This is a genomic window from Stenotrophomonas sp. 05L44_2 (assembly GCF_056665995.1).
This window is the reverse complement of the sequence record NZ_JBFTNR010000149.1, coordinates 1-6956: the sequence shown is the minus strand read 5'-3', so window position 1 is coordinate 6956 and position 6956 is coordinate 1. Positions and strand designations below refer to the sequence as shown.

Below are 6956 nucleotides of genomic sequence, written 5' to 3'. Positions count from 1 at the left end.
GCCCAGGCCGGTGCCGTGGCGGCCGCGGTCGCCGCGTTCGACGCTGTAGAACATGTCGAAGATGCGCGCGCGCTCGTCGTCGGGAATGCCGGGGCCGGCATCGATCACGTCGATGCGCAGCTGACCGTCCAGTTCGCGCGCCAGCACCTGCACGGCGGCATCGGCTGGCGAGAACTTGGCAGCGTTCTCCATCACGTTGAACACCGCCTGTTCCACCAGTGCCGGATGCACCCATATCGGTGCCAGCGTTGCCGGAATATCCAGCTCCAGCCGCACCTTCGGCTGGTAGCGCTGCAGGCGTCGGGCGGCCGAACCGATCAGCTCGTCCACGCCTATCCAGTCGCGGTTGATCTTCAGGCCCTCGTGGCCCAACCGGGTCATGTCCAGCAGGTTCTGGATGTAGCGGTCCAGGCGCTCGCCTTCGACCAGGATGGTGTCCAGCAACGCGCGGCGGTCGGCCAGATCCATCGCCGTACCGTAGCTGGCCAGGCTGTCGGCCGAGCCGATCATCGCTGCCAGCGGCGAACGCAGGTCGTGCGACACCGAGGAAAGCAGGGCAGAGCGCAGCCGCTCGGTCTCGTTGCTCACATGCGCCTGTTCCAGCTCGGCCACCAGGCGCGTGCGCAACGCGGCCTGGGCGATGTCGTCGACCATCGCTTCGGCCAGCTGGCGCTGTTCGGGCAGCAGCCGCGCCTGCGCACCCGGCAGGTACAGGCCGGCCACGCCGATCGCGCGGTCTTCGCCGTCCAGCAGCGGCAGGAACCACCATTGCGCGCCGGCCAGGGTATCGGTGAAGCGGCCACTGGGCTGGCCATGGCGCAGGGCCCAGTCGGCCGCCGCCAGATCGGTATCACCGGGCAGGCTGCGGCCACCGGCGGCGGTATCGGCGCCGATCCGCAGCCAGGCCGGTACGTCCATGGCCTGTTCCAGCGCATGCCGGCCGGCCTGTGCCACTTCACCATTGCCGGCCGCGCTGGCCAGCTGCCGGCCCAGCTGCTGGCGTGCGCGTGCATGGCGGTTGGCCGCGCGCAGTGCGATCACCTGCATGCGCAGGCGCGACGCCAGGCGTCCGGCCACCAGCGCCGCCGCCAGGAACAGGAACACGGTGATCACGCCCTGCCGCGCGCCGATGGCGAAGGTGAAGCGCGGCGCGATGAACAGGAAGTTGTAAGCGAGAAAACACAGGATCGCCGCCATCACCGCGACGCTGGCGCGGGTACGTGCAGCCACCAGCACCACCGCCACGATGAACACCATCGACAGATCGGCCATGCCCACCCAGCGTTCGACCAGCCACGCCACCGCGCAGGCAAGGGCGGTGGCGATCAGGGCCTGCAACGGCTCGTGGCTGACCCCGCGCATCGGTGGCAGCAGCCCCTCTCGACGGGAACGCGCACGCGCCTGCGGCGTGCTGATGATGGTGATCTCGTAGTGCGCGCCGCGCTGGATCAGCTGCTGGGTCAGGGTGCGGTTGAACATCCGCGCCAGCGGCCGTTCGCGGGTACGCCCCAGCACCAGCGTCGATACGCCGTTGTGCGCGGCGTGGTCGAGCAATGCATCGGCGATGCTTGAACCATGCAGCAGCTCGGCTTCGCCGCCGAGGCGGCGGGCCAGCGCGAACGCAGCATCGATCTCGCGCCGGGTCGCTTCGTCCTGGCGGCGCCCCTGCACMGTCACCACCGTCCACGGTGCATCGCGGCGTTCGGCGATGCGCCGTGCCACCCGCACCAGGTATTCGCTCTGGCCACCGCCGTCGATCGCCACCAGCACGCCACGCCGCAACGGCAGATTGCTCTCGCCGCGCGCGGCGCGGGCTTCGCGCAGGCTGCTGTCGACACGGTCGGCGGCCTCCTGCATCGCCAGCTCGCGCAATGCGGTCAGGTTGGCCGGCGAGAAGAACGCCTGCAGGGCCTGCGCGGCCTGCTCGGGCACGTACACCTTGCCCTGCTGCAGGCGCGCGATCAGTTCGCGCGGCGGCAGGTCGACCAGCACGATGTCATGCAGGCGGTCGAGCACGCCATCGGGCACGGTCTCGCTGACACGCACGCCGGTGATGCGCATCACCACATCGTTGAGGCTTTCCAGATGCTGGATGTTGACCGTGGTCCAGACGTCGATGCCGGCGTCCAGCAGTTCCATCACGTCCTGCCAGCGCCGTTCGTGGCGGCTGCCCGGCGCATTGCGATGGGCCAGCTCGTCCACCAGCACCAGCGCTGGTTTTCTCGCCAGCACGGCGTCCAGGTCCATCTCCTGCAGGTCGTGGCCATGGTAGGCCACGTCCTTCAGCGGCAGCCGTGGCAGGCCTTCCAGCAGGGCCTGGGTATCGGCACGGCCGTGGGTCTCCACCAGCCCGACCACCAGGTCCACGCCACGGCGCAGCTGTTCCTGCGCGCGGGTCAGCATGGCGTAGGTCTTGCCSACGCCGGGCGCAGCGCCCAGGAACACGGTGAGCTTGCCACCGGCTTCGCGTTGCAGTCCTTCCACCAGGGCGTTGGCCTGGCGGGTCCGCAGATCAGTCATGGGAGCCGCTGTCATGGCCGCCATTGTGCGCGCAGCGGGTGCAGCCCTGCATCACGGCGCGCGTGCCGCGTGGTCCAGTGCGAAGTTCAGCGTCACCACGTTCACCCGTGGCTGGCCGAATACGCCCCATTGCCGGCCCTGCGTGTTGGCCTTCACCAGTGCCTGCACCTGCTCGACGGGCAGGCCACGCGCACGCGCCACCCGGGCCACCTGCAGCTGCGCTGCCGCCGGCGACAACTGCGGATCCAGCCCGCCGCCGGACTGGGTGACCAGATCGGCAGGCACCTGCGCGGGCGTGACGCCTTCGCGCGCGGCCACTGCTGCGGTGCTCGCCGCCACACGCTCGGCCAGCGCCGGGTTGCTGCGGGCCAGGTTGGAGCCGGCCGCCGCCATCGGGTCGTAGTTGGCGGCCGACGGTCGCGCCTGGAAGTAGCCATCGCCGGTGAACGGCTGCGACAGCCATGCCGACGCACGCACCTGGCCGCGGCCATCGCGCAGCAGGCTGCCTTCGGCCTGCGCCGGGAAGGACAGGCCGGCAAAACCGGTGGCGATGCCGGCGTAGACCGCACCGGCCAGCAGCAGGGTGGCCACGCCCAGGCCGATGGCCGGGCGCCAGCTGGCGCCATCCTGCAGCGTGGCCACGCGCGCCTCGCGCTTCAGCTCGCGGGAAAGGGAAGGGGAGTCAGAACGGTTCATGCGCCGAATACCAGGACAAGAAGGAGGTCGATCAACTTGATCGCCGCGAACGGCAGCAGCACGCCACCCAGGCCGTACACCAGCATGTTCCGGCGCAGCAGCGCCGTTGCGGTGGCCGGGCGGAAGCGCACACCGCGCAACGCCAGCGGGATCAGGGCGGGAATCACCAGGGCATTGAAGATCAGCGCCGCAAGCACCGCGTTGCGCGGGCTCGACAGCTGCATCACGTTCAGCGCGGCCATCGCAGGCACGGTGGCGGCAAACAACGCCGGCAGGATCGCGAAGTACTTGGACACATCGTTGGCCAGCGAGAACGTGGTCAGCGCGCCGCGGGTGATCAGCTGCTGCTTGCCCACCTCCACCACCGCCAGCAGCTTGGCCGGATCCGAATCCAGATCGACCATGTTGCCGGCTTCCTTGGCCGCCTGCGTGCCCGAATTCATCGCCAGGCCGATGTCGGCCTGGGCCAGCGCCGGCGCATCGTTGGTACCGTCGCCGACCATCGCCACCAGGCGGCCACCGGCCTGCTCGGCACGGATGCGGGCCAGCTTGTCCTCGGGCCGTGCCTCGGCGATGTAGTCATCCACGCCGGCTTCGGCGGCGATCGCAGCAGCCGTCAGCGGGTTGTCACCGGTGATCATCACCGTGCGGATGCCCATCGCCCGCAGCTGTGCGAACTTCTCGCGCATGCCGTGCTTGACCACGTCCGACAGCTCGATCACGCCCAGCACATGGCGACCCTCGGCCACTACCAGCGGCGTGGCACCGTTGCGCGCGACCTGGTCCACGCGCCCGGCCAGTTCGGCCGGTACGGTGCCGCCGAGCGCCTGCACATGGGCGCGGATCGCATCGGCAGCGCCCTTGCGGATCTGCCGGCCGTGCATCAGGTCGACACCGGACATGCGGGTCTGCGCACTGAAGGCCAGGTAGTCGGCCTGGTCCGGCTCGGCGGTGGTGCAGCCCTGTTCGCGGGCCAGGCGCACGATCGACTTGCCTTCCGGGGTCGGGTCGGCCAGCGATGACAGCAGCGCCGCCTCACGCAGCTGGTCGGCGTCGATTCCGGCCAGTGCGTGGAAGTGGCTGGCCTGGCGGTCGCCGTAGGTGATGGTGCCGGTCTTGTCGAGCAGCAGCACGTCGACGTCACCGGCCACTTCCACCGCCTTGCCCGACTTGGCCAGCACGTTGGCCGCCAGCGCGCGGTTCATGCCGGCGATGCCGATGGCCGGCAGCAGGCCACCGATGGTGGTCGGGATCAGGCACACCAGCAGCGCGATCAGCAGCAGCGGATCCACCTTGACGCCCACCGACGCACCGATCGCCGGCAGCGTCGCCACCACCACCAGGAAGGTCAGCGTCATCGCCGCCAGCAGCAGGGTCAGCGCGATTTCATTCGGGGTCTTCTGACGGTTGGCGCCTTCCACCAGCGCGATCATGCGGTCCAGGAAGCTGTGTCCCGGCTCGGCAGTGATGCGCACGACGATCTGGTCGGACAGCACCTTGGTGCCGCCGATCACGCCGGAGCGATCAGTACCCGCCTCGCGCAGCACCGGTGCCGACTCGCCGGTCACCGCCGCTTCGTTGATGGTGGCCAGGCCCTGCACGATCTCGCCGTCGGCCGGCACCAGCTCGCCGGCACTGACGATCACATGATCACCGGGGCGCAGTTCCGCGGCGGGCACCTGGGTCTCGCTGGCACCGGCCTGCGCCGACGCCAGGCGACGCGCCACCAGGTCCTGGCGGGCGCGGCGCAGCGAGGCGGCCTGGCCACGGCCACGTGCTTCGGCCACGGCCTCGGCGAAATTGCCGAACAGCACGGTGACCAGCAGGATCGCGGTCACCGCCAGGCCGAAGCCCAGTGGTGCATTGCCGGTCAGGGTGATGATCGCGGCGACGATCGTGCCGGCCATCACCACCGCCATCACCGGGCTGCGCACCAGATGCATCGGCGACAGCTTGCGTACGGCCTCGATGAGCGCGCGGCGCAGGCCGGCGGCATCGAGCAGGGCCGGGCGGGAAGCCACGGAAGAGGAACGGTTTGCGGTTGCGTGACTACTCATGGGGTGTCCTCAGTGCAGTCCCAGGCTCAGGTGGTCGGCGATCGGGCCGAGTACCAGCGCCGGCATGAACTGCAGCACGGTCAGGATGACGATCACCGAGACCAGGGTCAGGGCGAACGTCGGGGTTTCGATCTGCAGGCTGCCGGCCGATTCAGGGGCCTGCCGCTTGGCGGCCAGCTGTGCGGCCACCACCAGCGGGATGATCAGCAGCGGGAAGCGGCCCAGCAGCAGCACCAGCGAGCAGCTCAGGTTCCACCAGGGCGTGGCGTCACCCAGTCCCTCGAAGCCCGAGCCGTTGTTGGCGTAGGCCGAGACGTACTCGTAGAACACCTGGCTGATGCCATGGAAGCCGGGATTGGAGGTGCCCGCCAGACCCGGCACGGCCAGCGTGATCGCGGTGAACAGCAGCAGGGTGATCGGCTGCAGCAGCACCAGCAGTGCCAGCAGGCGCACCTGCGGCGTTTCCAGCTTGCGGCCGAACAGTTCCGGTGTACGGCCGGTCATCAGCCCGGCCAGGAACACACCCAGCAGCAGGTACACGATGAACTGCTGCAGGCCGCAGCCGATGCCGCCCCAGATCGCGCTGACCAGCATGTTGACCATCGCCAGGCCGCCGGACAGCGGGCTCAGCGAATCATGCATGCCGTTGACCGAACCGTTGGAGACCTGGGTGGTCACCGCCGCCCACAGCGCGGTGCCATCGGCGCCGAAGCGTACTTCCTTGCCTTCCATCAGCAGCGGCGTGGCCGCGCTGGCGCTATGGCCCTCGCTCCATACCATCGCACCGGTGGACAGCAGCGACATGCCGAGCATGCAGCTGAACACCAGCGCGCCGAAACGACGGCGCCCGGTGAACGCGCCGATCATGAAGATCACCGCCATCGGCACCAGCAGGATGCCGATCACCTCCAGCATGTTCGACACCGGGGTCGGGTTCTCCAGCGGGAAGCTGCTGTTCGGGCCATACCAGCCGCCGCCGTTGGCGCCCAGCTGTTTGGCCGCGACCATCGCCGCAACCGGGCCCAGCGGCAGCTTCTGCTGCGCCATGCCGGCACTGGCATCGATCGGCGTGGCCTGGGGGCCACCGGCCATCGTGGAGGGCACGCCCTGGCTGGTCAGCAGCAGCGTCCATACCAGGCACAGCGGCAGCAGGAAGCGCACGCACAGGCGCACGACGTCGGCGTAGTAATTGCCCACCGCCACCTGGCGGTCATCGCCCGCGGCGGGCGCAGTAACCGATTTCGGCGCGCGCGAGAACAATGCACGCAACGTGGCCACGGCCAGCGCCAGGCCCATCATCGGCGTCACCACCTGCAGGCCGGTGATGCCGGTCATCTGCGAGAAGTAGGACAGCTGGGCCTGGCCGGAATAGTGCTGCTGGTTGGTGTTGGTCAGGAACGAGATCATCGTGTGCAGCGCCGTGTCCCAGCGCATGTTCGGGATCTGGTCCGGATTCAACGGCAACCACGCCTGGGTCATGAACACGGCCTGGGTCAGCACCGCGATCACCACGTTGCTGAGCACGAATGCCAGCACGTAGCCACGCCAGGACATCGAACGTGAAGGATCAACGCCGAGCACCTTGTACAGCGGCTTTTCGATCCAGTGGAACAGCACGTCGACCTTCATCGGCGTGCCGCGCATCACCCGGGCGAGGTACAGGCCCAGGGGCCAGGCCAGCAG

At 69.2% G+C, this 6956-nt stretch carries 4 protein-coding genes; all 4 read right to left on the bottom strand.

Annotated elements, in window-relative coordinates; all coding sequences use genetic code 11:
• Positions 1-2520: DUF4118 domain-containing protein (locus AC1VAN_RS07165; RefSeq protein WP_480985537.1), on the bottom strand; the 2520-nt coding region annotated here is incomplete at its 3' end.
• 51 nt (positions 2521-2571) lie between these two features.
• A complete protein-coding gene (gene kdpC, locus AC1VAN_RS07160) occupies positions 2572-3216 on the bottom strand; it encodes a potassium-transporting ATPase subunit KdpC (RefSeq protein ID WP_442251797.1) in 645 nt (214 codons plus the stop codon).
• The gene (gene kdpB, locus AC1VAN_RS07155) at positions 3213-5273 is read right to left on the bottom strand and encodes a potassium-transporting ATPase subunit KdpB (RefSeq protein ID WP_025879421.1); all 2061 of its coding nucleotides are present in this window, start codon (positions 5271-5273) and stop codon (positions 3213-3215) included. Before kdpB ends, kdpC begins: the two co-directional genes overlap by 4 nt.
• Positions 5274-5282: 9 nt before the next feature.
• Positions 5283-6956, bottom strand: coding sequence for a potassium-transporting ATPase subunit KdpA (kdpA, locus tag AC1VAN_RS07150; protein WP_480985536.1), 1674 nt, complete (start codon positions 6954-6956; stop codon positions 5283-5285).

What these genes read in the sequence shown, in the direction of transcription:
- kdpC (WP_442251797.1), bottom strand. Translation starts at nt 3,216, where the DNA reads ATGAACCGTTCTGACTCCCCTTCCCTTTCCCGCGAGCTGAAGCGCGAG.
- kdpB (WP_025879421.1), bottom strand. Translation starts at nt 5,273, where the DNA reads ATGAGTAGTCACGCAACCGCAAACCGTTCCTCTTCCGTGGCTTCCCGC.